The organism is Erythrobacter tepidarius (assembly GCF_002155695.1).
Classification (GTDB): Bacteria; Pseudomonadota; Alphaproteobacteria; order Sphingomonadales; family Sphingomonadaceae; genus Erythrobacter; species Erythrobacter tepidarius.
Window position 1 is genome coordinate 349,315 of record NZ_MUYJ01000001.1, and the last position, 23,511, is coordinate 372,825.

At 65.5% G+C, this 23,511-nt stretch carries 23 protein-coding genes; 13 read left to right on the forward strand and 10 right to left on the reverse strand.

Annotated elements, in window-relative coordinates; all coding sequences use genetic code 11:
• Entirely contained in the window at positions 1-1,377 is a 1,377-nt protein-coding gene (locus BZF61_RS01660) for an aldehyde dehydrogenase family protein (RefSeq protein WP_086616868.1), read from the forward strand.
• A 111-nt stretch (positions 1,378-1,488) separates the two neighbouring features.
• Here the strand turns inward: BZF61_RS01660 and BZF61_RS01665 are convergent, their stop codons facing one another.
• Positions 1,489-1,899, reverse strand: coding sequence for a hypothetical protein (locus BZF61_RS01665; RefSeq protein WP_086616869.1), 411 nt, complete (start codon positions 1,897-1,899; stop codon positions 1,489-1,491).
• Positions 1,896-2,099: a hypothetical protein gene (locus BZF61_RS01670; protein WP_086616870.1), complete on the reverse strand. Its 204-nt coding sequence runs from the start codon at positions 2,097-2,099 to the stop codon at positions 1,896-1,898. The genes BZF61_RS01665 and BZF61_RS01670 overlap by 4 nt, the downstream gene beginning before the upstream one ends.
• 124 nt (positions 2,100-2,223) lie before the next feature.
• Here BZF61_RS01670 and BZF61_RS01675 point away from each other — a divergent pair, with 124 nt between their 5' ends.
• Both BZF61_RS01675 and BZF61_RS01680 read left to right on the forward strand, forming a co-directional pair.
• A complete protein-coding gene (locus BZF61_RS01675; RefSeq protein WP_086616871.1) occupies positions 2,224-2,901 on the forward strand; it encodes a LexA family transcriptional regulator in 678 nt (225 codons plus the stop codon).
• 46 nt (positions 2,902-2,947) lie between these two features.
• Positions 2,948-3,589 (forward strand): MBL fold metallo-hydrolase, encoded by a 642-nt coding sequence (locus tag BZF61_RS01680; protein WP_086616934.1) that lies wholly within the window; start codon positions 2,948-2,950, stop codon positions 3,587-3,589.
• Between the two features lie 103 nt (positions 3,590-3,692).
• Here BZF61_RS01680 and BZF61_RS01685 read toward each other — a convergent pair whose 3' ends face one another.
• Positions 3,693-4,088: an MAPEG family protein gene (locus tag BZF61_RS01685; protein WP_086616872.1), complete on the reverse strand. Its 396-nt coding sequence runs from the start codon at positions 4,086-4,088 to the stop codon at positions 3,693-3,695.
• 239 nt (positions 4,089-4,327) lie between these two features.
• Between BZF61_RS01685 and rpmF the strand changes: the two genes are divergently transcribed.
• The 5 genes from rpmF (at position 4,328) to BZF61_RS01710 (ending at position 7,493) form a co-directional block, all read left to right on the forward strand.
• On the forward strand, positions 4,328-4,504 hold the full coding sequence (gene rpmF / locus BZF61_RS01690) for a 50S ribosomal protein L32 (RefSeq protein WP_086616873.1): 177 nt from the start codon (positions 4,328-4,330) through the stop codon (positions 4,502-4,504).
• 38 nt (positions 4,505-4,542) lie between these two features.
• On the forward strand, positions 4,543-5,628 hold the full coding sequence (plsX, locus tag BZF61_RS01695) for a phosphate acyltransferase PlsX (RefSeq protein WP_086616874.1): 1,086 nt from the start codon (positions 4,543-4,545) through the stop codon (positions 5,626-5,628).
• Positions 5,625-6,599 (forward strand): beta-ketoacyl-ACP synthase III, encoded by a 975-nt coding sequence (locus tag BZF61_RS01700; RefSeq protein WP_086616875.1) that lies wholly within the window; start codon positions 5,625-5,627, stop codon positions 6,597-6,599. The genes plsX and BZF61_RS01700 overlap by 4 nt, the downstream gene beginning before the upstream one ends.
• A gap of 137 nt (positions 6,600-6,736) precedes the next feature.
• Entirely contained in the window at positions 6,737-7,036 is a 300-nt protein-coding gene (locus BZF61_RS01705) for an integration host factor subunit alpha (RefSeq protein ID WP_211276693.1), read from the forward strand.
• A gap of 25 nt (positions 7,037-7,061) precedes the next feature.
• A complete protein-coding gene (locus BZF61_RS01710) occupies positions 7,062-7,493 on the forward strand; it encodes a MerR family transcriptional regulator (protein ID WP_086616876.1) in 432 nt (143 codons plus the stop codon).
• Between the two features lie 6 nt (positions 7,494-7,499).
• On the opposite strand, the gene BZF61_RS01715 is transcribed toward BZF61_RS01710, so the two are convergent.
• The 4 genes from BZF61_RS01715 to BZF61_RS01730 form a co-directional block, all read right to left on the reverse strand.
• Positions 7,500-10,925 (reverse strand): chromosome segregation SMC family protein, encoded by a 3,426-nt coding sequence (locus BZF61_RS01715; protein WP_086616877.1) that lies wholly within the window; start codon positions 10,923-10,925, stop codon positions 7,500-7,502.
• Positions 10,926-10,951: 26 nt separating this feature from the next.
• Positions 10,952-11,698 carry a thioredoxin domain-containing protein gene (locus tag BZF61_RS01720; RefSeq protein WP_086616878.1) on the reverse strand — a complete coding sequence of 249 codons (747 nt, stop codon included), beginning with the start codon at positions 11,696-11,698 and terminating at the stop codon, positions 10,952-10,954.
• Positions 11,699-11,796: 98 nt separating this feature from the next.
• Positions 11,797-12,552 carry a DsbA family protein gene (locus BZF61_RS01725; RefSeq protein WP_086616879.1) on the reverse strand — a complete coding sequence of 252 codons (756 nt, stop codon included), beginning with the start codon at positions 12,550-12,552 and terminating at the stop codon, positions 11,797-11,799.
• A gap of 13 nt (positions 12,553-12,565) precedes the next feature.
• Positions 12,566-13,096: a DUF721 domain-containing protein gene (locus BZF61_RS01730; protein WP_086616880.1), complete on the reverse strand. Its 531-nt coding sequence runs from the start codon at positions 13,094-13,096 to the stop codon at positions 12,566-12,568.
• Positions 13,097-13,110: 14 nt separating this feature from the next.
• On the opposite strand from BZF61_RS01730, the gene BZF61_RS01735 reads away from it, so the two are divergent.
• The 4 genes from BZF61_RS01735 (at position 13,111) to BZF61_RS01755 (ending at position 17,375) form a co-directional block, all read left to right on the forward strand.
• Positions 13,111-14,148 (forward strand): A/G-specific adenine glycosylase, encoded by a 1,038-nt coding sequence (locus tag BZF61_RS01735; RefSeq protein WP_086616881.1) that lies wholly within the window; start codon positions 13,111-13,113, stop codon positions 14,146-14,148.
• A 334-nt stretch (positions 14,149-14,482) separates the two neighbouring features.
• Positions 14,483-15,799 (forward strand): serine hydrolase domain-containing protein, encoded by a 1,317-nt coding sequence (locus BZF61_RS01745; protein WP_086616882.1) that lies wholly within the window; start codon positions 14,483-14,485, stop codon positions 15,797-15,799.
• On the forward strand, positions 15,799-16,695 hold the full coding sequence (gene nudC / locus BZF61_RS01750) for an NAD(+) diphosphatase (RefSeq protein ID WP_211276698.1): 897 nt from the start codon (positions 15,799-15,801) through the stop codon (positions 16,693-16,695). The genes BZF61_RS01745 and nudC overlap by 1 nt, the downstream gene beginning before the upstream one ends.
• Entirely contained in the window at positions 16,692-17,375 is a 684-nt protein-coding gene (locus BZF61_RS01755; RefSeq protein ID WP_086616883.1) for a DsbA family oxidoreductase, read from the forward strand. Before nudC ends, BZF61_RS01755 begins: the two co-directional genes overlap by 4 nt.
• A gap of 36 nt (positions 17,376-17,411) precedes the next feature.
• Here BZF61_RS01755 and BZF61_RS01760 read toward each other — a convergent pair whose 3' ends face one another.
• From BZF61_RS01760 to BZF61_RS01770, 3 genes are all read right to left on the reverse strand, one after another.
• On the reverse strand, positions 17,412-20,726 hold the full coding sequence (locus tag BZF61_RS01760) for a TonB-dependent receptor domain-containing protein (RefSeq protein WP_158094045.1): 3,315 nt from the start codon (positions 20,724-20,726) through the stop codon (positions 17,412-17,414).
• Between the two features lie 331 nt (positions 20,727-21,057).
• On the reverse strand, positions 21,058-21,738 hold the full coding sequence (locus BZF61_RS01765; protein ID WP_086616885.1) for a hypothetical protein: 681 nt from the start codon (positions 21,736-21,738) through the stop codon (positions 21,058-21,060).
• A 40-nt stretch (positions 21,739-21,778) separates the two neighbouring features.
• On the reverse strand, positions 21,779-22,732 hold the full coding sequence (locus tag BZF61_RS01770) for a sterol desaturase family protein (RefSeq protein WP_245804455.1): 954 nt from the start codon (positions 22,730-22,732) through the stop codon (positions 21,779-21,781).
• 27 nt (positions 22,733-22,759) lie between these two features.
• Between BZF61_RS01770 and BZF61_RS01775 the strand changes: the two genes are divergently transcribed.
• Positions 22,760-23,511, forward strand: a 752-nt coding sequence (locus BZF61_RS01775; RefSeq protein ID WP_086616887.1) for an IS5 family transposase, incomplete at its 3' end; no start/stop codon positions are given.

The window sequence follows — 23,511 nt, forward strand, 5'->3', positions numbered from 1 at the left end:
ATGCATGAAGTGTGCAATCCCTTCGACCTGTCGGTGATCGGTTCTGTGCCGACGGATGACTGGGACGCGGTGGATGCGGCGCTTGACCGCGCCTATCGCCTCGCCCGCGACCGCAGCCAGTGGAAGAAGCCGCACCAGCGTGCCGCGATCCTGCACCGGGCTTGTGCGATCATGAAGGCGCGGCGCGATCATCTCGCCTTCCAGATCGCCAATGAAGGCGGCAAGCCGCTGATCGACGCGCGGGTCGAGGTCGACCGGGCGATCAACGGGATGGAACTGTGCATCCACGAGATCGGATCACAGCGAGGCACCGAGATCCCGATGGGGCTGACCGCGGCGGGTGATGGCCGGCTGGCCTGGACCACGCGCGAGCCGATTGGCGTGGTGGTGGCGGTTTCGGCCTTCAACCACCCGCTGAACCTGATCGTCCATCAGGTCGCTCCGGCCGTGGCGATGGGCTGTCCGGTGATCGTCAAGCCCTCGGCCGATACCCCGCTGTCGTGCTTCGAATTCGTCGCCATCCTGCACGAGGCGGGGCTGGAGCCGGGCTGGGCACGGGCGGTGCTGCCGCCGCGCGATGTCTCCGAACGTATGGTGAGCGATCCGCGGGTCGCCTTCTTCAGTTTTATCGGCTCGGCGGGCGTGGGCTGGTCGCTGCGCTCCAAACTGGCCCCCGGCACGCGCTGCGCGCTCGAGCATGGCGGGGTCGCGCCGGTGATCGTCGATCCCAGCGCCGATCTCGATCTCGCCGTGCCGGCCATCACCAAGGGCGGGTTCTACCATTCGGGGCAGGTCTGCGTCTCGGTGCAGCGGGTGTTCGCCGATGCCGCGATCGTCGACGAGCTGTCTGCGCGCCTGGCGGCGGCGGCGCGCGCCCTGAAAGTCGGCAATGCAATCCACGAGGATACCGATTGCGGGCCCCTTATCCGCCCCAGAGAGGTCGCGCGTGTTGCCCGATGGATCGACGAGGCGCGCGCCGGCGGCGCGCAGATCCTGTGCGGCGGGGAGAAGCTGTCGGATACCACCTATGCGCCGACCGTGCTGCTCAACCCGTCACCCGATGCGACGATTTCGCGCAACGAGGTGTTCGGCCCGGCAGTTTGCGTCTATTCCTATACCGATATCGACGCGGCGCTCGCGCAGGCCAACGCGCTCGATGTGGCGTTTCAGGCGGCGATCTTCACCAATGATCTGGGACGCGCGATGCACACCTTTCGCAACATCGATGCCTCCGCGGTGATGGTGAATGACCACACCGCCTTCCGCACTGACTGGATGCCCTTTGCGGGCCTGCGCACTTCGGGCCACGGGGTAGGGGGCATTCCTTATACTTGCCACGAGATGACCATCGAGAAGATGATCGTGATCAGAGGGTGAGGGGAGGTTCGGGCCGAAGGTCCGCAAGCGCGCCCGCAGCTGCACCGCAGCGAAGCGGAGGAGCTGCACCGGAGATGCAGGACCGCAGGGGCCTGCGGAAGCCCGGAAAACTCACCCCTCCTCCAGCAGCAGCAGGACGGCCGTGACTTCAAGCCGCTCCATCGCGCCGAAGCGATGATCGACCTTGGTGATGGTGGCATCGGCGACCAGCTGGCCGGGCAGGACGAATTCGTGATCGGGCAGGCGCTCGATCAGCTCTTCCCCGCCGGCCACTGCCTCGGGGCCGCAGAATTCCAGCACCACCTCGTGCCGCGTGCCGGAGAAGGTGATCGAGGCCCAGGCCTTTTCCTCATGAGCAAGCACGGTGCCATGGCCCTGCGCCAGCGCAGCGAGCGCAGCGCGCACGCGGTCGGCGGTGGTGCGGCGCGGGCGGAAGGTGGCGGCGAGCGATTTCACCTCGATCGCATCGAGATCGGCAAAGGCATGGGCGAAAGGATCGCGGTGGCTCTCGGTCAGCATCATGCGATCTCCTTCTGTTCAGCCGCAGCGCGATCGGCATAGCCCTGCATCCAGGCGCGGGTGCGCAGCTCGGTTTCGCGCCGGGGGGTGCGCCCCATGCGCAGGTCGAGCACAAAGCGCGGATCATGCGCGGCGAGCCGCCCGAACTTGGTGGCGGGCAGGTTGTACGTCCGCAAAAAGGTTTCGATTGTTCGCAGCAGCATGGTTTGACCTCCGTTTGGGCGTATTGGCGGTGGCATCGAAACCGGGCGAATCGCCCGATGTTCCTGATATGTTTCACTGCATTTCCTACTTGTCTAGGAAAAATCCTACGTGTAGGATATATTCATGGTTACCCCCTCTCAAAACCCCGCCCGAAACCTTGATGGACCGCGTGCGCGGCTGCTGGAATTGTCGCGTGACAGGGGGGTCAGCCTTGCCGCTCTATCTGAGATGCTTGGACGGAATCCATCCTATCTCCAGCAATTCATTCGCAAAGGTTCGCCCCGCAAGCTGGAGGAGCAGGACCGCGCGACGCTCGCGCGGTTCTTCGGAGTCAACGAGGACGAGCTGCGCGAGCCGCAGGAAAAATCCTATGAAAGGACCGCTGGGCGGGATGCCGGGGCGTGGTTGGAGGTGCCGCGGCTCGATGTCGGCGCCGCCGCCGGGGCAGGGCGCGTGGCAGGCGCCGAGGCTGCCTTCGACACCTTCCGTTTCTCGCGCCGCTGGCTGGCGGAGCAGGGGCTGGAAAACGCCCGGCTCTGCGCGATCCGGGTCGAGGGGGACTCAATGGAGCCGCTGCTCAACGACGGCGACGAAATCCTCGTCGATTGCAGCCCCCGTCCGTTCCGCGACGGCATCCATGTGGTGCGTGTGGATGATGCGCTGATGGTCAAGCGTGTCGCCAGCGCCGGGCCGGGGCGGATCGCGCTCTTGTCGCAGAACCTCGCCTATCCGCCGGTCGAAGTGGCTACGGACGCGGTGACGATCATCGGCCGGGTTGTGTGGAAGGGGGGGAAGATTTAAGCCCGCACCCATGACCGACCAAACCACGCCTCCAGCCAAGCTTCCCATGCGCGCCGCGATAATTCCGGTGACGCCGCTCCAGCAGAACTGCTCGCTGATCTGGTGCACCAGGACGATGAAAGGCGCGCTGGTCGATCCCGGCGGGGATCTCGATAATTTGAAGCAGGCCGTCGCCAAGGCGGGCGTTAGCCTCGAAAAGCTGCTCGTCACCCACGGGCACCTTGATCATTGCGGGCAGACCGGGATGCTGGCTGAAGAGCTGGGCCTGCCGATCGAGGGCCCGCATGAGGATGACCGGTTCTGGATCGACCGATTGGACGAAGACGGCCAGCGCTGGGGGATGGTCGCCAAGAGCTTCACGCCAACCCGCTGGCTCAAGCACGGCGACACGGTAAAGGTGGGCGAATTGACGCTCGACGTGATCCACTGCCCCGGTCACACCCCCGGCCACGTGGTGTTCTACCACGCACCCAGCCGCTTCGCGATTGTCGGCGACGTGCTGTTCCAAGGGAGCATCGGCCGCACCGACTTCCCGCGCGGCAATCATCAGGATCTGATCAATTCGATTACCCAGCGCCTCTGGCCGCTTGGCGAGGACGTGACGTTCATCCCCGGCCACGGCCCGACCAGCACCTTCGGGCGCGAGCGCAAGACCAATGCGTTTGTGAGCGATTACGCGCTTTCCTGATTGCGACCCCGCCTCGCACGGGGTCGTCCCTGGTGCCGTTCCTCCGCTGCGCTACGGGCACTTGCGGGCGGCCGGTCGGCCTTGCGGCCCTTGCTTCGGCCGATCACATCACCCCCGCGCTTGCCAGCGCCGCCACCACCGCGAGTCCCAGCAGGGTCAGCATCGTCACCAGCGTGCCGACCATTCGGCCCCAGCCCCAGTTGCCGCCGTCCATGCCGAAGCCGTGCAACACCCGGCCGATGAAATAGGCGGCCGCTACATAGGCCAGCCAGAAGCTGCCCGCGCCGGCCAGTTCGATCGCGGCGATCAGCACCAGCACGAAAGCGGTGTTCTCGACATAGTTGAGCTGGGCGCGCATCCGCCGCTGGAGCGCCTCGCTCCCACCGTCGCCGACGCTGATGCCGAGCGCGCGGCGTACTGCGCCGATGCGGATCGATAGCCAGAGGTTGAGCACGGCGGCCGCGGCAGCAGCAGCGAGGGTTACGGGAAGCACGGTCATTGACGAAATCCCCTTGATGGTCCGCGCCTCTGACTAGGCTGGCCCGAGTCGGGTTGCAACGCGCGATTTTTCCGCTATAGCGCGCGCCTTCCCGCCGCTGCTGGGCAAGGAAAACCCGCAACTGCTTGTTGCTTGTGCGCGCGCGCTCCTTGCCGTAAGGGCGGCCTTCGAGAATCGCAGGCGCACCCATTTGATCGGTGGTGGCGCGCACGTTGTTTATTTGAGGAATTGGTGCCGCCATGGCTGTCCCCAAGAGAAAAGTATCGCCTTCCCGTCGTGGCATGCGGCGTTCGCATGATGCTCTCAAGGTCGAGGCGTTTCACGAATGCCCGAACTGCGGTGAGCTGAAGCGCCCGCACAACATCTGCGGCCACTGCGGCTACTACAACGGTCGTCAGGTTATCGCCGTCGGCTGATTGCCGCTGGCCCCAAAGATAGACCGGAGAGGAACACCATGAGCCTGCCGCGTATCGCTGTCGATGCGATGGGCGGTGATGAAGGTGTGCGCGTGATGGTCGAAGGTGCGGCGCTCGCCCGCCGCCGGCACGACGAGTTCAAGTTCCTGCTGGTGGGTGACGAGCCGCGCATCGCCGCCGCGCTCGACAACCACCCGAACCTGCGCAGAGCATCCGAAATCCTCCACTGCGACGGCGTCGTGGGCGGCGACGAGCTGCCCAGCCGCGCGATCCGCCGCGCCAAGACCACCAGCATGGGGCTTGCCGTCAATGCCGTGAAGACCGGCGATGCTGGGGCTGCGGTCAGCGCAGGCAATACCGGGGCGCTGATGGCGATGAGCAAGATCGCGCTTCGCACCATGCCGGGGATCGATCGCCCGGCGCTCGCCGCGATCATGCCGACCTTGCAGGAGCATGACGTGGTGATGCTCGATCTCGGCGCCAATACCGAGGCCGATGCGCGCAACCTGGCCCAGTTCGCGGTGATGGGTGCGGCCTATTCGCGGATCGTCAACGGTTTCGACAAGCCGGTTGTGCGGCTGCTCAACATCGGCACCGAGGAAATCAAGGGCACCGAGGAACTGCGCGATGCGGCGGCCATGCTCACTGCGGCTTCGGCCGGTGGCGGTCTGGCGCTGCACTTCGACGGCTTCGTCGAAAGCGACAAGATCAACCGCGGCGAGACCCATGTGGTGGTGACTGACGGGTTTTCCGGCAATATCGCGCTCAAGGCGATCGAGGGTTCGGCGCGCTTCGTCACCGATCTGCTGCGGCAGGCCTTCACCTCCTCGCTGCGCTCGAAGATCGGCTTTCTGGTTTCGCGCCCGGCGACCGAGCTGCTCAGGCATCATCTCGATCCCAACAACCACAATGGCGCGGTGTTCCTCGGTCTGAACGGCGTGGTGGTCAAGAGCCACGGCAGCGCCAATGCCAAGGGCGTCGCCAATGCGGTTGCGGTGGCCGCACGCCTGCTCAAGAACAAGCTGACCGAGCGGATCGCGCATGACCTGGCCGAACTCGGACAGGAAGCCTTCGCCCACGGTGGCAATGGCCGCAGCACCAAGAGCAGTGAGGCCGAGGCGTGAGCGGATCGCGACTGCTCGGCACGGGCTCGGCGCTGCCGCGGCAGGTCGTGACCAACGCCCAGCTCGCGGAGCGGGTCGATACCTCGGACGAGTGGATCGTCACGCGAACCGGGATCCGCCAGCGCCATATCGCCGGCGAGGGCGAGACCACCGCGACGCTTGCCACCGCGGCAGCCCGCGCCGCTCTGGCGGATGCGGGGGTCGATGCCGCGAGTATCGGGCTGATCGTGCTCGCCACCGCAACGCCGGATAACACCTTTCCCGCCACCGCCACCAAGGTGCAAGCGGCGCTTGGCTGCAATGGCGGGATCGCCTTCGATGTCGCGGCGGTGTGCTCGGGCTTTCTCTACGCCCTTGCCACGGCGGATTCGTTGCTGCGCACCGGCATGGCCAAGCGCGCGCTGGTGATCGGCGCGGAAACCTTCAGCCGCATTCTCGACTGGGAAGACCGCACCACCTGCGTGCTGTTCGGCGACGGGGCCGGGGCGGTGGTGCTGGAAGCGCCTTCGGCCGAACATCCCGACCGGAATGCGCCGGGGATCATCGCCAGCAAACTCCACGCCGACGGGGCACAGCACGATCTGCTCTATGTCGATGGCGGCCCGTCGAGCACGCAGACTGTCGGCCACGTGCGTATGCGGGGCTCCGAAGTGTTTCGCCACGCGGTGGTCAATCTTTCCGATGTGCTCATGGAAGTTCTTGCCGAAACAGGATTTTCCGCGAGCGATATCGACTGGGTTGTGCCGCATCAGGCCAATGCCCGGATTCTTGATGCGACCGCGCGCAAGCTCGGGATCGCGCCCGAAAAGGTGATTGTCACGGTCGATCGCCACGCCAACACCTCGGCCGCCTCGGTGCCGCTCGCGCTCGATGTCGCGCGCAAGGACGGGCGAATCAAGTCCGGCGATCTCGTCATGCTCGAAGCGATGGGCGGCGGGTTCACTTGGGGGGCAAGCCTGATCCGCATGTGATCGGGCTGCGATTTGCGCAAGTTTTGGCTAACACAATTGCTGAAAACTCAAGCTTGCCCAGTCCATCGCATTGCAAAGGCGACGGAATATAGTAAGCTTTGGGTCTTCGATGGGTCGCGCCACGAAGGAGAAAGCGCATGATGCGTTCGGTAGGGACACTCACTCGCGCCGATCTGGCGGAAACGATCAACCGCAAGATGGGCTTGAGCCGGGCGGAGTCGCTTCAATTGGTAGAAGCGATCCTTGGCAAGATGAGCGACGCGCTCGCCCGCGGCGAAAACGTCAAGATCTCCGGTTTCGGCAGCTTCGTTCTGCGCGACAAGAACGAGCGGATCGGCCGCAATCCCAAGACTGGGGTCGAAGTGCCGATCACCCCGCGGCGGGTGATGACCTTCCGGGCCAGCCAGCTGCTCAAGGAACGCATCGCCAAGGGGTGATCGACAGCACGAAAGGTAAAGGCTGATGGCCTTGTTCGATGACGGGAAAGATGAGGGCGCGCTGCGCACCATCGGCGAAGTCAGCGAGGCGCTCGGCATCAAGCCCCATGTGCTGCGCTATTGGGAAGCGCAGTTCCCGCTGCTGCGCCCGCTGAAGCGCAGCGGCGGGCGGCGCTACTACCGCCCCAGCGACATCGCGATGGTCGAGACGATCGACCGGCTGGTCAACCGCGAGGGCTATACCCTGAAGGGGGCCGAAGCGGTGCTGCGCGCGGCGGCAAAGTCCGCCCATGATCCTCGCCAGGAAGACCGCCGCGCCGGCGATCGCCGCGCCGATGCCGAACAGGGCGACGCCCCCGGCGTGCGCCTGATGGTGAGCGAAGGGCCGGACATCGCCGAGGTGATTGCCGGTCTCAAGGCCGTGCGGGCCAGGCTGGCGGCAGCGCTGGAGGCCTAGGCCGCTCTACTCCGCCGCCATCAGCGCGGCCTCACCGAGGTCGACGCTGACGAGGCGCGACACGCCCTTTTCCGCCATCGTCACTCCGAACAGGCGGTGCATCCGGCTCATCGTCACCGCGTTGTGGGTGACGATCAGATAGCGCGTCGTGGTCGTGCGGACCATCGAGTCGAGCAGGTCGCAGAAGCGTTCCACATTGGCATCGTCAAGCGGCGCATCGACTTCGTCGAGTACGCAGATCGGCGCGGGGTTGGTGAGGAACAGCGCGAAGATCAGCGCGGTTGCCGTGAGCGCCTGCTCTCCACCCGATAGCAGCGAGAGGGATTGCAGCCGCTTGCCCGGCGGTTGGGCGTAGATCTCCAGCCCCGCCTCGAGCGGATCGTCGCTGTCAACCAGCGCGAGATGTGCCTGTCCGCCCTCGAACAGACGGGTGAAGAGGACGCGGAAATGACCGTCAACCTCGGCGAAGGCGGCGCGCAGCCGCTCGCGGCCTTCGCGGTTGAGGCTGCCGATCGATCCGCGCAGTCGCGCAATGGCTTCGACCAGTTCGGCCTGCTCCTGCGTGCTGGCGCTGTGTTCGCTCTCGATCCGCGCCAGCTCGTCGGCGGCGACAAGGTTGACCGGCCCGATCCGCTCGCGCTGAGCGGTGAGGCGTTCGAGTTCCTCGGATTCGCTGCTGGCGGCTTGGATATCTTCCTCGGCAAAGCCGAAGCGCTCGCCCAGCAGGGGTGGCGGGCACTGGAAGCGTTCACCGCAAATGCGGGCCAGTTCGGCACGGCGCGATTCCTCGTTCTCGGCGCGCGCGGCAAGGCTGGCGCGGCCCTCGCGCGCCTGAGCGAGCGCCTCGGTACGGGTCGCAAGTTCGCTGTCGGCAGCGCGGCTGCGCGCCTCGGCTTCGCGCATCGCGGCCTCTGCTTGTGCGAGTTGCGCGGTCAGCCGCGTGCGGGTGGCCTCGCCCGCCTCGATCTCCGCGGTGATTGCAGCCGGCTTGCCCGCATGGAGCGCGCGTTCCTCGGCGATTTCGGCCAAGCGGCGAGCGGCCTCGGCCACGCGGCGCTCGGCATCGCTCGCTCGCGCCTTCCACCCGCTCTGCTCGGCCTGCTGCGCGGCAAGCCGCTCGCGCGCGACGGCGAGGGCCTGATCCTGCGCAGCCAGCTGGGCCAGCGCGGCCTGTAGCGCGGCACGCGCGGCGGCGTTCCTGGCCTGCGCCGCTTCCAGCGCCGCGCGCCCGGCATCGCGCGCGGGCAGGCGCGCGCGCGCCGTCTCGGCAGCTTCGAGATCGGCCCTGGCGGCGGTGCGCTGGATGTTCAGCTCGCCCGCGCTTGCGGCCAGTTCGGCAAGCCGCGCGGCAAGGCGTTCCTTTGCCGCTTCGGCCTGATCGAGCCGCCGTAGCGCCTGACGCTCGGCCTCGACCGCCCCGGCGACAGCCCGCTCTTGTGCCACAAGTGCGGTCTGCAAGGACGAGAGCGCCTCGCGCACCGCGGTGTCCTCGGCTTCGGCGGCAGCGACAGCAGAACGCAGGGGCGCAAGGGCGGCTTCCAGCTCGGCGAAGCGGTTGGCGGCTTCGAGCTGGGCTGCTTCTGCCGCCCCCTCGCCACGGGCAATGAACCCGTCCCAGCGGCGCAAGTGCCCCGCGCGCGTCACCAGCCATTCGCCCGGCGCGAGCGAGCGGCCGTCGTCGGCCTCGACAAAATGGACCAGCGCCAGTCGCGCGGTCAGTTCCGCAGGACAATCCCTGAGGTGCGCGAGCAGGCTGTCGGGGACAGCGGTTGGGGCGGCGCTGGTGCCGGTCCAGAAGCGCCCATCCTGCGCGCTGGCGGGCGCACCGAGCGGCGATTTGCCGTCGCGCCCCAGCACCGCGGCGAGCGCGCGTTCATAGCCGGGTGAGACGCTGACCTTGTCGAGCGCGCAGGCCAGCCCCTGTCGTCCGGCCTCGCGCCTGGCACGTGCCTCGCGGTCACGGGCGAGCGCGGTATGCTCGCGCTCGATCCCGGCGAGTTCGGCGCGGGTGGTGGCGAGCCGGGCCGCTGCCTCGTCGCGCGCGGCCTGCAATTCGCCCTTGCGCGCCTGATCGGCCGCGAGCCTTTCGCGCAGCGCCGAAAGGTTGCTCGCCGCGCTCTCGGCAGCCTGCCGCGCGGCAAGAACTTCGGCCTCTGCATCACCGCTGGCAGCGAGTTCGGCGCGAATGCGGGCAAGCCGCGCGATCTCGGCCTCGATTTGGGCAAGCCGCGCGCTCGCCTGCTCCACCGCCGCTTCGGCGACGCGCCATTCGGCTTCGACCCCGGCGTGATCGGCGGTCGCCTTGGCGAGCGCAAGCTCGGCGGCGCGACTGGCGCGTTCGGCATCCTCGGCGCGGCTGGCCAGCGCAGGGCGGGCGGCCTCGGCCTCGGCCACCGCAGCGCGGCTGGCGGTGACTTCGGCATCGAGCCGCGCCAGCGCCTCGACCGCGCTGCTGGTCAGCCGGTCGGCATCGGCGCGATCTTCTTCCAGCCGGGTCTGCTGCCGGGTGAGATCGGCGAGGCGCGTCTCGGCCGCTTCGAGCTTTTCGGCGAGCGCGGCCATGCGGTGGCCGTGCGCGCTGGCATCGTCGCGCCGGTCTGCCAGTTCGTCGCGCGCTGCGGCGAGGGCCTGGGCGGCCTCGGCCTGGGCCTTCTGCGCCTCGGCCACGCGGGTCTGGGCTTCGGCCACGGCGGCCTCGGCGCCGTGCGCCGCGGCGCGCGCTTGCTTGGCGGCAAAGGCAGCCTCGCGCCAGCGGGCGAACAGCATGCGGGCCTCGGCGATCTGGATCTTGTGGGTGAGCTCGGTGTAGCGCTCGGCCTGCTTGGCCTGTCGCTTCAACGAGGCAATCTGCGCGTCAAGCCCGGCCATCAGGTCTTCGAGACGGGCGAGGTTGGCTTCCGCGCCGCGCAGCTTGCTTTCGGCATCCCTGCGGCGCACGTGAAGTCCGGCGATCCCGGCGGCTTCTTCGAGCATTGCGCGGCGCTCGGCGGGCTTGGCGGCGATCACGGCGGCGATCTTGCCCTGGCTGACAAGGGCAGGCGAGTGTGCGCCGGTCGCCGCATCGGCGAATGTCAGCGCGACGTCCCTGGCGCGCACGTCGCGGCCGTTGACGCGGTAGGCGCTGCCCGCACCGCGTTCGATCCGGCGGGTGACGACCAGCTCCTCGCCGCGGTCATCCTCGGCGTGGAGCACCACTTCGGCAAAGTCGCGCGGGGGGCGGGTGGAAGTGCCCGCGAAGATCACGTCTTCCATGCCGCCCGAGCGCAACGCCTTGGCCGAGGTTTCCCCCATCACCCAGCGGATCGCTTCGAGCAGATTGGACTTGCCGCAGCCATTGGGGCCGACCACGCCGGTCAGCCCCGGTTCGATGCGCAGTTCGGCCGGCTCGACGAAGCTCTTGAAGCCGCTGAGCCTGAGCCGGTGGATCTGCATCGGGCCGGTGCCTTGCCCCGCGCCCGTCAGCGCGCGCCGGCGCGCTGGAGGATCGGTTCGAGCATCTCCCAGGTGTTGACGTCGAGCTTTTTGCCGTTGAGCACGAAGGTCGGGGTGCCGGTCACGCCGAACTCCTTAGCCTGGGCTTCGGAGGCCTTGACCATCGCGTCGATCTTGGTCGTGTCGGTGAGGCAGGTGCGTGCCTGATCGGCACTGAGGCCGCGCGCGGCGAAAAATTCCAGCAGCCCGGTGACTTCGGCGACCTTGGCGAAGCGCTGCGCAGGCGGGAGAGCGCCCGCTGCCTGCACCGCCGCAGGGTTGCCCTGCAGGCCGGTGAATACCTGCTCGAGGTTCTGCCACACTTCGTCCGAGAGCGGTTGCATCTGCTCCTTGGCCCCGCACTGCGCCATGGTCGCAATCACGATGTCGAAGGGATTGAGGAAGATTTCACGCTGTTCGAAACTGACAACACCGCTGGCGACATATTTGCTCTTGAGCGGCTGTTTGCCCGTCACGGCGAAGTGCGCGCAATGGCTGCAGGTGTGCGAGGCGAATTCGACGAGCTTGAGCGGCGCATCGGGATTGCCGATCATGTAGCCGCCTTCCGGCGTGACGGTGACGATCTCGGTCCAGCTCTTTCCCGGCGGGGCGGTGATCGCCGGCAGGGCCTCGCCTTCGGCCACAGCGCCAGAGGTGGCGTCATCGCTGCACGCAGCCAGCGCCAACGGGGCAGCAGCCAGCAGGGCGAGCGCGAACGGACGGGAGAGTTTCATCGGCAGGCAATCCTCAAGGCTAGGGCGGATGACATGGATAGTCGCGCGCCTGCCAGTGCATCAAGGGGCGGGCGCAAGAGTTGTGAACAAATCCGCAGTCAGGGCCTGGCCGCAGCGTCGCCATCTACGGCGGCAAAGCGCGCCGAGAGCACCGGGTAGAGCGCTTCCCAGCTGTGCACCTCGTCAAGCAGCTTGTTGTCGAGCGCGAAGCTGGGCGTGGCGTTGACCCCGAAATCGGCAAAATCCGCCTCGCCATTGTCGATCAGCTTCTTGGCCGCGGCATCGTTCATGATGCAGGCGTTGACCTCGCTGATCGACTGGCCGCGCTGCACCATCATGTCGGTCCACCCGAGCGCGCTGGCGGCGTTCATGCGGCTGGCCCTGTCGGCGCGCATCCAGATCTGCTGCTGGCTCTGCGGGGCGTTCTGCGCCTTGGCCATCCACTGGCGCTGGCCATACATGAAGGCGCGGTGGCGTTCCTTGAAGCCGGCGGGATCGCCGCACTGCACCAGCAGTGAAATGGTGAGATCGAGCGCGTTGCGGATCACCGGCCGCACCTCAACCGCCATTTTGCCGGGCAGCAGCAGCGTCATGTCCATCGCCGGCTCGCCCTGCATCGCGAAGTTCGCGCAATGGCCGCAGGTGTAGCTGACGAACTCGATCAGCCGCGTTTCGGCCTTGGGGTTGCCGATCAGGTGGCCGCGTTCGGTGCGCTGGACCGAGGCGCTCCAGTTGCCTTGCGGGTCGGCGCCATCGAAGGCGCTGCCGGGAGTGGCAAGATCCTGCTGTGCGCCCACCGGCGCGGTGATAGCCGCGAGCGCGGCACCAAGAAGGAATAGCGGACGCAAGGTCATGTCAGGTCCTGTGTCAGGTCTTGGATCGGTCTTGCTCGTCGAGGCTGCGCGCAAGGGATTCGAGCACCGTGCGCAGTTCGGGATCGCCGATGTCGCGCAAACTGTCACCCAGTTCAAGCGGGATTGGCTTCAGCGAGGGCGGCGGCTTGGCCGGCTTGTCAGCCTGCACCGGGTTGACCGCACCCTGCCGCAGCTTGACCCGCGCCACTGCCCTGTAGCCGAAGAAGCGGTTCACCCGCTCGATGATCTCAGGAACGACCTGCTGGATCAGCGGCGCGTGGGCCGGCGCCACCACCAGATGCAGGATGCCCTCGGCCTTTTCGCCCGGAGGAAAGCGGATCGCCTCGGGGCTGCAGACTTGGGCGTGCCGGGGGCCGACGATTTCGGGCCAGCGGGTGACCACAGAGGACTGCACGAAGCCGAAACGGCGAAAGGCGGTGCGGCCGATTTCCGGCATGAGATCGCCGATCGCGCGTACGCCTTGGCCGCGCGGGCGGGTGTATTGTTTGGGTTTCTTGTCGCTTTCCATCTGTCCGCCCGCCATGCCATAGGCGGGGCGTGACTGCCAGCATCTCCGAAACGCTGCTCGCCTGGTATGACGCCCATGCCCGCGATCTGCCCTGGCGCCTGCCGCCGCAGAGCGCGCTGCCCGACGACCCGGCATGGCCCTATCGCGTGTGGCTGTCCGAGGTGATGCTTCAGCAGACCACCGTGGCGGCAGTGAAGCCCTATTTCGCGAAGTTCACGTCGCTCTGGCCCTCGGTCGAAGCCCTTGCGGCCGCGCCCGAGGGCGACATCATGACGGCATGGGCGGGGCTGGGCTACTATTCGCGCGCCCGCAACCTTCTGAAATGCGCAAGGGTGGTGGCGGAGCGGGGCGGGTTTCCCGATAATGAGGCCGAGCTGCGCGCACTGCCCGGGCTTGGCGACTACACCGCCGCCGCGATTGCCGCGATCGCCTTCGGACGGCGCGCGGTGGTGGTCGATGCCAATGTCGAGCGGGTGGTGGCCCGCCTGTTCGCTATCGACACGCCGCTGCCGGGGGCGAGGAAGGCAATCCGTGACGCCGCCGATGCGATCACGCCAGAGCGTCGCGCGGGCGATTTCGCGCAAGCGATGATGGATCTTGGCAGTGACCTGTGCACCGCCAAGGCACCGCGCTGCCTGCTTTGCCCGCTGACCGATGTCTGCGCGGGCCGACAGCGAGGCGAACCCGAGCGCTTGCCCGTTAAGCCGCCCAAGCGGCCGGTTCCCGAACGTCGTGGCACCGCGTTCTGGATCACGCGCCGGCAAGGGATGGAGGTCTGGCTGGTCACGCGTCCGACCACGGGCATGCTCGGCGGGATGCGCGCACTGCCCGACGATGGTTGGACTGCGCGTCGCGATGGCTCGGGCACAGCGCCGATAGAAGGCGCATGGCGCAGTCTCGGCGCGGTGCGGCACGGGTTCACCCATGCCCGGCTGACGCTGGAGGTCAAAGCGCTGGAGACCGCTGCGGCTGTGCCGGGCGAGGGCCAGTGGTGGCCGGTCAGCCGGATTGCGGATGCGGGGCTGGCAAGCTTGTTCGCCAAGGCCGCAGCGCTCGCGCTGGTCTAGATGAACCCGCCGCCGATGCTCAGGCGCAGCGCCGCGAGCAGCAGCACGATGAGGCAAAAATTGCGCCCGCCGTCCCGCGACGAGAGCGCGCCGATGATCACCCCGATCACGATCAGCGGCAGCGCGAGCCAGTTGGCCTAGCCGAGCAAGGGGATCTGCGCCGGAATGACGATAATCAGGCTGACAAGGCCGACGACATAGGCCAAGACATTGAGCATGTGTCTTATATGCATAGAACACCGCCGCTTTGCAAGACCGCAGGGTCTGCCGGCGATTGACGCTTGCAGCGGCGTGCCGCAGACAGGCTGGTGCCAGCCTTCGGAGAATCTGCCCCATGTCGATCCCCGCCCTTGATCTGCCCGCCTTGTCGCGTCGCTCGCTCTTGCGGCAGAGCGCCCTGCTTGCCGGGGGCGCGGTGCTTTCGGGTCTGCCCTTCGGGCGTGCGCTGCTGGCGCATGACGGGGCCGAGGATTGGCCCAATGTCGCCGCGCTGGCGAGCCGTTATGTGTCCGAGCGCAAGGTTGCCAATCTGCTGGTGACTTTCGGCTGGCGGCAGGAGCATCACGTCCACACGGTTGGCGGCGGCACGCTTTCGTTTGCCAGACCGACGCCCGTTGATGAAAACGCGCTGTATCGGATCTATTCGATGTCCAAGCCGATCACCGGCATGGCGACCATGATCCTGATCGACGAAGGCAAGCTGGGGCTTGACCAGCCGTTGCACGAGATCCTGCCCGCCTTCCGCAACATGCGGGTGCTGGTCGATCCCGAAGGCCCGCTGGACAATACCGTTCCTGCCGAACGACCGATCACCATCCGCCAGCTGCTTACGCATACCGCCGGGCTGGGTTACCAGATCATCAGCAAGGGGCCATTGCTCAAGGCCTATAATGAGCTCGGTCTGGTCGGCGGTCGGGTCAGCCGGATGCCGATTCCCGGCTTTCCCGCTGTTACCCCCGCACCGGGGCTGGAGGCCTGGGCCGATCGTCTCGCGAGCCTGCCGCTGATGTATCAGCCGGCCACCAGATGGAGCTATTCGTGCAGCATCGACCTGCTCGGACGGGTGATCGAAGTGGTGAGCGGGATGGAATTCGAGGCGTTCCTGAAGGCGCGGATCTTCGAGCCGTGCGGGATGAACAGCACATGGATGCAGGTGCCGCAAAGCGAGGCCTATCGGCTGACCGACAATTGCGGGATTGTCGGTGGCAATCCCTTCCCGCTCGATCCGGGGCAGGCGTCGATCTATCTCGACCCGCCCGAAGTGCCCGCAGGCGGCGGCGGGCTGGTATCGAGCCCCAAGGACTATGACCGCTTCCTCCGGATGCTGCTCGGCTACGGGATGCTCGACGGCGTGCGCGTGATGAGCGAGGAGGCGGTGCGGGTGGGCACTTCCGATCTGCTGCCCGCCACGGTCGACACCAAGGGGAGCTGGATGGAGGGTCAGGGCCACGGCGCCGGCGGACGCTCGGTCGGCCAGACCTTCGGCTGGGGCGGGGCGGCAGGCACGCTTGCTGCGGTCGATTTCGGGCTTGGTCTGCGTTCGACCCTGTTCACCCAGTATATGCCCTCCGAGGCCTATCCGATCCGCGACGAATTTCTCGCGGCGATGCAAGCCGACCTGGCCGCCATGCGCATGGAGAAGGCGGCGTGATGCATCTGCCTGTGTCAGGCTCCGTGCCGATGGCTTTTGCCGGATCGCCGATCGAGCGTGCCGATCATATCCGCGTGGATGACAATGCCCTGGCTGGGCTGATGGACTGGCGCGCGAAGGTGCTGGTGATGGACGGCCTGCTGCCCGGCGTCGATGACATGGGCGGCCTCGTCTGGGGCAGTCTTGCCGATGTTGCGCCCGATGCGGAGCTGGTGTTTCTCGGGCTGCTCGACGGCAAGGCCTGTTTTGCCCCGGTTCCGGCCGAGGGTGCGGATGGCCCCGCTTATGCCATGCCACGCGCCTGGCAGATCATGCAGCAGCTCGCGCCGGCAGACCTCGCGATCTACGGCGGAGCGCGCAGCCTTGTCGACTGGCACGCGCGCCACCGCTTCTGCGCCCGCTGCGGCTCGGCGACGAAGCTCGTCAAGGGTGGTTGGCAGCGCCATTGCGACAATTGCGGCGCCGATCACTTCCCGCGCACCGACCCGGTGACGATCATGCTGGTCGAGCATGACGGCCGCCTGCTGCTGGGGCGCCAACCGCGCTTTCCGCCCAAGATGTATTCCGCGCTCGCCGGCTTCGTCGAGCCGGGCGAGACCATCGAAGAAGCCGTCGCGCGCGAAATCCGCGAGGAAGCGGGTGTGCAGGTGCGCGATGTTCGCTACATCGCCAGCCAGCCTTGGCCCTTCCCGAGCCAGCTTATGATCGGCTGCACCAGCGTGGCCGATGATCCGACGCTGAAGATCGACTCCACCGAGCTGGAGGACGCGCGCTGGTTCACCCGCGCCGAGCTGGAGGAAGCGCGCGCGGCAGGCGCGGCAGGGACAGACCTGCTCTATTTCCCGCGCCCCTTTGCCATCGCGCATCACCTGATCGCCTGGTGGCTCGACAAATGACCGACAGGCTGACGATCGATATCTATTCCGATGTCATGTGCCCGTGGTGCCTGATCGGCTATGGCCAGCTCAGCAGGGCGCTGGACCAGCTCAACGGCGAGATCGTCGCCGAGATTCGCTGGCGGCCGTTCGAGCTCAATCCCGACATGCCCCGCGAGGGCGAGGAGCAGGAGGCGCATCTTCAGCGGAAATATCGCCGCCCGGCAGAGGAAGGCGCAAGGATCCGCGAACAGATGAAGACGATTGCCGAAGAGGCAGGAGTATCGCTGTCATGGGAAGGGAAGGGCGAGACCCCGCCGGCGATGATGTGGAACACCCGCGATTGCCACAAGCTGCTGGCCGTGGCGCTCGAACAGGCCGGACCTGCGGTGCAGACGCAACTGAAGCTTGCGCTGTTCCGAGCGCACTTCAACCAGCGCCGCAACCTGTCTGACCGCGCGGTGCTGCTCGATCTCGCGGTCGGGGCGGGGCTGCACCGCAAAGCCGCCGAGGCCGCGCTCGACGATCCCGAGCTTGAGGCGCGAGTCATCGCCGAGGAGCAGCGGGCATGGGATCTCAACATTTTTGGGGTGCCGGCAATGATCATCAACAGCCGCTTCATCATTCCCGGTGCGCAGGCGCCCGAGGTTTACGTCAATGCCCTGCGACGGGTGGCAGCAAAAAGCCGGGAGGCGCATTGACGCCCCCGGCTCCTGCCGAGTCAGGCGCAGGCGGAGTTACATCGTCCAGCGCAGGCCGAGGAACACCGAGCGGCCGACCGGGCTGACCGGATAGGCCCGTTCGGTGATGAAGGGCTTCACGTTCGAGATGTTGTTGACCCCGCCGAACACTTTGATCCCGTAATCGGTGAAGTCATACGAAGCCGCAATGCTGTGCGTCCAAGTCTCGTCGGTGATGCCGGCAGGTCCGAATTGCGCTTCGAAGGTCTCGATCTCGACTGCACGGAGAGCCATCTTGCCGAGATAGGTGACGGTGTAGTCGATATTGAAATCGCCTATCCCGTAACTCGCCGTAGCCCGGCCCGACCATTCGGGGCGCTGCAACTCGCCCAGCTCAGGATCGATGCGCGACAGATCGGTGGGATCGAAGAAGAAATCGATCTTGTCGACCCACGATGCGGTAGCAGCAAGGCCCAGACGGTGATCGCCGATGGTGGTGGTGTAGGACAGCGAGGCATCGACACCAGCGGTCTCGATCCGCACGAAGTTGATGGTGGTCAGGTTGAGCGAGGTGAAGCCGAGGAACTGTGCCGATGTCGGATCGCGGTTACGGGTGAAGCTGTTGCAGAATTCGTTCGGGAAGGTCGCGCTGTCATAGCAGTTGTCGACCACGTCCTGCGCAGCGATAGTGCTGATCGCGTCGTCGATCCGGATATGGTAATAGTCCGCCGTGATCGCCAGCCCCGGAATGAAGCGCGGCTGGAGCACCATGCCGATGGTGTAGGTGTCGGCCGTTTCCTCGCGCAGATTGGGATTGCCCGAAATCGTTCCGGCAAAGCGGGCGCTGAGCGGATCTGTAAAGCCAGGCGGTATCCCGTCTGCTCGGCAGTTATTGATGCGGTTCTGGACATTCGGATCGCCGGCCGCCACCAATGCGTCGATCTCGGCCTGATCGCAGGGATCGAACGGGCGGAAGAAGGCGGCCTGCGGCGGGGCGAAGAGTTCCGAGATATTGGGCGCCCGCACCGCGCGCGAGTAGGTGCCGCGCACACGGATGTCCTCGATCGGCGACCAGAAGCCGTTGATCGCATAGGTGAACACGCTGCCAACGGTGCTGTAGTCAGAATAGCGGCCGGCAAGTTCCAGCCGCAGCTCGTCGATAAGCGGCACGTCCTCGATCAGCGTGGTGCCCAGCTCGGCGAACACTTCGACCACGTCATACCTCCCGCCCGAGTTCTGGAAGAATCCGTCCGGCGGGGTGGCTAGCGAGGTCTGGGAGAAGCCCTGGCCATTGAAGCCCGGCGCATCCCCGACGAACTGGCCGGCGGTGCCGTCGACCGTGGTCACCGGCAGGATACCGCGCACCAACGGATCGAAGATCGAACGGCTCTTCTCCTCGCGATACTCGGCACCCAAAGCGAACTGGATCGAGTCATAAGGCAAGTTGAAGAAGGCAGAGGTATCGCCGTCGATCACGCCGGTGATCTGCAGCTGTTCGGTACGGTAGGTGTTAATGGTGGTAGTGGTGATGAAGTCCACCGCTTCTTGGCTTATCGAACCGACTCCGAAGAGGTTGGCCGGGCGGCATTCGCCCCGGCCCGGAACGAAGGTGAGATAGCCGAAGTCGCCAGTCGGGATACCGAATACGGTGGCTGGCGAACGCACCGAGGGGTTAAGCTCGCTGCGGCAGACTGGGTTTCCGCGCGCATCGCTCGTCACGTCGATCGCGGCGAGGAAGCGATCATACAGCACATTGTTGCGGTTGATCGACTTCAGATCATACCGGCCCCAGTTGCCCGAAACGTCAAAGCTGATTTCGTCCGAAAGATTGCCTTTGAACCCGGCGACGAAGCGGAAGGTTTCGGAAATGTTGGTGTCGATGTTCGGGCCGAGGTCGGTCGGGTCGCGGGTGATATACAACCCGCCCGCTGCATCCGAGATTGGGCGCAGCACATCGGGAATGAAAGGATTGTCAGGGGCAATCGTGAGCAGATCGTAGAACGAGTTCTGGTTGGTGCCGAAGGTGGTTTCCTGACGGAAGTACTTGCCTTCGAAATAGGCATTCACGCTGTCGCTTATGTCGTAGTCGGCGAGCAGGTTGATCCCGTAGCGTTCGATCTTGGGGACCAGATAGCCGCCGTTGTCGAAGATGTTCCCCTCTCCGCCAAAGGCGTTGAAATTGCCTGCGATCAGGCCATCATCATCGAGCACCTCGATCCCGTTGGCGGTGGCTATGAAGCACCCGCCCAGCGCGCCGAAGCCATTGTAGTCGAACAGGCCGTTGAAGCCGGTGAAGCTTTCAAGGCAATCGCTGCGACCGTCTCGGTCGATGTCCGAATTGGGATCGGCGAAGTCGGCCGGGATGATGATGCCACCGGCCGAAGTGATCTGGAACCCATACCGCGGGCCGATCGCGCGGGTCGGGGCCGCGAGCGCGCGGTCGATCAGCGCCTGTTCGGCAGCTGTGGGTGTCGTGCCGCTGGGAAATATCTGGTTGTAGCGCGCGGTGCCAGGCAGCGGGATCACGAAGCCATAGGGATAGAAGCCGCGCGAGATATTGAAGAAGTTGCTGAAATTCGGGGTGTCCGGCCCAAGATCGCCGCGCTGGAAGCGCAGCGCCGGGTTGGGCCCGTCATCGGCGATGTTGCCGTTGCGGAACTGCGTGCGGTCGCCGAAGCGCAAGCCATTGTCGTAACTATAGTCCCCCACCAGCGTGATGTTGCCGCGCCCATCGGCGAAATTCTTGCCGAATTTGATGTAGCCGTCAAAATTGCCGGCGTCTCCTTCGGTCGAAAGGCCAGCGTTGGCACCAAGCTCGAGCCCGTCGAACTCGCGATCGAGCACGAAATTGACGACCCCGGTCACCGCGTCCGCGCCATAGACCGCCGAAGCGCCGCCGGTGAGGACTTCGACCTGCCTGATAAGCGAGGATGGGATCGAGTTGATGTCGACCACGGAGGTTTCGGCCACACCAGCGACGTGACGGCGGCCATTGACCAGCACCAGCGTGCGCTCCGCGCCGAGACCGCGCAGGTTGAGCGTTGCCGCGCCAACAGCGCCGCCACCACCAGTTTCGCTCGCGGCGACCGACTGGGCTGCGCTGGTCGAGGCGGACAGGGCCGGAATAGTGCGCAGCGCATCGGCCACTTCCTGCTCACCGCGGAAACCTTCGGCGGTGATGCTGACAACGGGTGAGGGCGATTCGAGATTGGAATCGCGGCGAAGTCGCGAGCCGGTGACGAGGATCGCTTCTTCGTCCGGCGCTTCGGCGGCTGCGACGGCGCTGGCGGTGAGTACCTCGGGTTCGGCATCCGGCACGGTTTCATCTGCCGCCATCGCCGCTGCGGGCGAAAAAGTGGCCAGGCCGGTCATCAGGGTCGTGGAAAGCAGGGTGCGTCGGATCGGTTTCTTTCTGGAGATGTTCATCAAAGCCCCCGGAAAATGGGTTTAATGTTCCTCTCCTGCGGTTGGCTGTCCCGCGTCTTACGCGCGGCTATATCCAGTTCGCCTGCACACTTCCCCTACGGTGCCGGCTGATGACATGAGTGATGTGGCTTTGATGAAAGGTGCACCATGCGCCATTTGACTTATATGCCCATCCCCGTGCGGAGGTGTTGATCGGGGCGCTACAGCATGACGAATTCTCCCCTTTTATAGGGGCTTGGGCAGATTTGCTGTTCTGGCGAGCGGCAATGCCGCGACGTCAGGATGTGCCTGAACAAAGCTCGGCTTGTGAACCAGCGTACGCCGAATCGGATGGGGCAGAAGCGAGGGCGGCGCGCAGGGTGCGCTTGAGCAGCCAGGGTTCGAGCACCCGGCCTACGATGAACAGCAAGAAGAACATGCCAGCTAGGACGTAGGCCGGAGTCGTCTCGAATTTTTCCTTGTCTTTGTTCTCATCCTTCTTCTTGGAGGGATCTTCTGGCTCTGGCGCGCCGAGCATCTTGTCGAGCGGATGGAGTTCCGCCTTTGGTTTCGCCTTGTCGTCATCCTTGAGCTTGCCAGCCGCTTTCGCTTCGGCCCTTTCGGCTTCCATCGCGGCCTTTTCCCAATCGTTCGCGGCACTCATGACCTGTGCAAAAGCGAGGAACAGCAGCGGGGCGAGGAACACCATCAGCAGCGCCTTGCTCCTGACGCTGAACACCAGTTTTGCGGCGCCATCCTCGCTTCGCGCGACACGCATGGTGCCGCTGGTGAAGGTGGCGAGTTTGTCCTGTGCAGCAGGATTGTGCTTCACATAGGTCAGGGTATCGCCCTTTACAGCGTAGGTCGTGTCGGGAGTCCGGAACAACGGGTCGAGCCGGGCAAAGGCCTCGGCCGCGGACAGCGGTGGGTCGATCGGCACTTCTCCCTCGGCGCGCCAGAGCCATTCGATATAGGTCAAAGCAGGCCTCATGCCGATCGCTCCGATCCGCCGAGCCGTTTCACTCTGCCGGTTCCGGCTGATGCGTTGAGCTGGCCGGCAGGGCAAAACGGCGACTCAGCCAGGCGCGGAAGGTTCGGTAGCCTTCGGTGAAGGGGTAGTGCATCGTTTCGGCAATATCCATCCGGCGCCCGCCCTCCATTCCCAGCAGTTCGGCTTCGCCATCGACGCAGGTGCCGAAGATGCGATCCCAGATGATCCACGTGCCGGCATAGTTGCTGCGGGTTGCCTCGTAGTCCTGCGAGTGATGGACCGAGTGATGCTCTACCGTGTTAAAGATGAAGCGCCACCAACGCGGCGTGTTGAAGCGCACGTTGATGTGCTGGTAGGTTGACACCGCCATTCCGATCGCCCCAGCCAGCAGGAAGGCTCGCGGGAGGAAATCGAAGAATCCGCCGATTCCCAGCCCGATCAGAAACAACTCGATCGGATTGCCAACCGCGCCCTTGTTGATGTTGAGCTGCGTGATGTAGTGATGCGGGGCGTGGGTCAGCCACAGCGGGTACCAGTTGTGCATCCCGCGATGCATCCAGTACTGGCCGAAATCGAAGATCATCGAGATCAGGATTGCCTGCAACAGCAGTGGCAGGCCGGTAAACCAGCTGAATTTCTCCCAGTCGAAGGCGTTTCGCACCGCCTCGATCATCACGTCATCGCCGATATAGCCATCAACCATGCGCAGGAAGGTGTAACCGAGGCCGACGTAGAACAGGTCGGTGCAGAATTCCTTCCAGGTCAGCTGCCAGCTGCGGTAGCGCGGATTGACCCATTCGAGCCCGAGTAGAAGCACCTTGAAACCGAGGCCGATGGCAATGCCGATCGAGGCCAGCGCCCATTCGTTGGGGGCGTAATACCAGAAGACGATCAGTCCGAAGAGGACCGCTGGCTGGAAATAGGTGAAAAAGAACTGGACACCTCGAAAAACCCTCGCCTTTGATGCGCTGATCTGATTCACTCTGCGCTGCGATGAGCGGAGGCGATGATGGTTGGTCAGCCGGGTTTCTTTGATTTGTCGGATCGGTATGCGGCGTTGAGCGCGGCGGGCGATCCGCTGGAGCGGTTGGCGGGGGTGGTGGATTTTGAAGTGTTCCGCGGGCCGCTGATCGTGGCGCTGAGGCGGAGCGATCGTGGCAAAGGCGGCCGGCCGCCGTTCGATCCGGTGATGATGTTCAAGATCCTGGTGCTGCAGGCGCTCTACTCGCTCTCGGACGAGGCGGCAGAGTTCCAGATCAAGGACCGGCTCTCGTTCCAGCGGTTCCTGGGGTTAGGGCTCGATGGCAAGGTGCCTGATGCCACCACGGTGTGGCTGTTTCGTGAGCAGCTTGTGAAGGCCAAGGCGATCGACAAGCTCTTTGCGCGCTTCGATGCCGTGCTGACCGATCGCGGCTATCTGGCGATGGGCGGGCAGATCATCGATGCGACCGTGGTGCCGGCGCCCAGGCAGCGCAATAGCGATGAGGAAAAGGCCGCGATAAAGGAGGGCAAGATCCCGGAGCGCTGGAAGGAGAAGCCCGCCAGGATCCGCCAGAAGGACCGCGATGCGCGCTGGACGGTCAAATACTCCAAGGCGAAGGTGAAGGAGGGTGCTGATCCTGCGGCGTTCAAGCCGGTCGATCTTGCCATCCCGATGTTCGGCTACAAGAACCACATCGGCATCGACCGGGCGCATGGGCTGATCAGGACCTGGGATGCCAGCGCGGCCAACGCCCATGACGGGGCGCGGCTGCCAGACCT